The following is a 1,087-nucleotide window of genomic DNA, read 5'->3' on the forward strand; positions in this document are numbered from 1 at the left end:
CTCCCGCCCGGTGCGGACCGCCTGGTCCGGCTGCGCACCGACTTCATCCGGCTCGCCCAGGCCGCCGCGGCCGGCGGCGGGCAGGAAGGCCCGCCCGAGGAGGTCGTCCTGCCCGCCGCCGATGTGCGCGGGCTGGCCGCCCGGCTGCCCGACTGGACGGCCGCACGGCCGCTCGGCTACGCCTGGTTCGTCCAGCACGCCCCCGCTGCGCCGCCCGCGGACACGGCACCGGAGGGGGCGGGAGCCGGCGGCGGACTGCTCTGCGTCAACCACGTCTACGGCGGCTGGGGCCGCTTCACCAGCCGCTTCCTCGACGGCCTGCCCCCCGCGGCCGCCCGCGCCGTCGCACGCGAGATACGGCGAGGCCTCGGCGACGGCGCCCGGGCGGCGCAGATCCGGCCGGTGGGCGGCTTCAACGCCAACCTGCACCCGCTGCTCGCGGACGCCGAGATCGGCCCCGACCGGCATCGCGCCGCGATCTCCGAATCCGACGTGGACCTGGTGCACGACCCTGCCTCGGACCAGCTGCGCCTGCGCCTGCGGGCGACCGGCGAGCTCCTCGACGTCCTCTACCTCGGCTTCCTCGCGCCGGTGATGCTCCCGCAGCGCCTCGCGCCGTTCCTGTGCGACCACCCCGAGGGCGTCGTCGACTTCCGGCAGCTCCTGCCCCGCACCGCCTTCCCGGCCCCGGGCGGCCGGGTGGTGCGCACGCCGCGGCTGCGCCACCGCCACGTGGTGCTCGCCCGGCGCCGCTGGCACCTGCCGGAAGGGGTGCTCGCCGCGCTGCGCGCCGACCTCGCGGACGACCCGGGTGACGTACCTGTGGCCGCCGCGGCCCGCTGGCGGGCGCTGCTGGGCCTGCCCGAGCAGCTGTTCCTCCACCCCGTGCCGCTGCCGCCCGCGGGGCGCGCCGCCGAGGACTTCCTGGCGTCGCTGCGCGCGCCGAAGCCCCAGCCCCTCGACCTGGGGAGCGCCCTGCACCTGCGGTGCCTGCCGGCTTGGCTGGCCCGCCATCCGCGGGGCGTGGTGCTGGAGGAGGCGCTGCCCGCCTTCGGCGGGCGGGACCGGCCGGCCCGGGCCGCCGAGC

The 1,087-nt window shown here is 79.0% G+C and carries 1 protein-coding gene; it reads left to right on the top strand.

Annotation, left to right across the window (positions count from 1 at the left end):
- Positions 1 to 1,087, top strand: a 1,087-nt coding sequence (locus tag EF903_RS32855; RefSeq protein WP_185902957.1) for a lantibiotic dehydratase, incomplete at both ends; no start/stop codon positions are given.

The organism is Streptomyces sp. WAC05292 (assembly GCF_003949955.1).
Taxonomy (GTDB): domain Bacteria; phylum Actinomycetota; class Actinomycetes; order Streptomycetales; family Streptomycetaceae; genus Streptomyces; species Streptomyces globosus.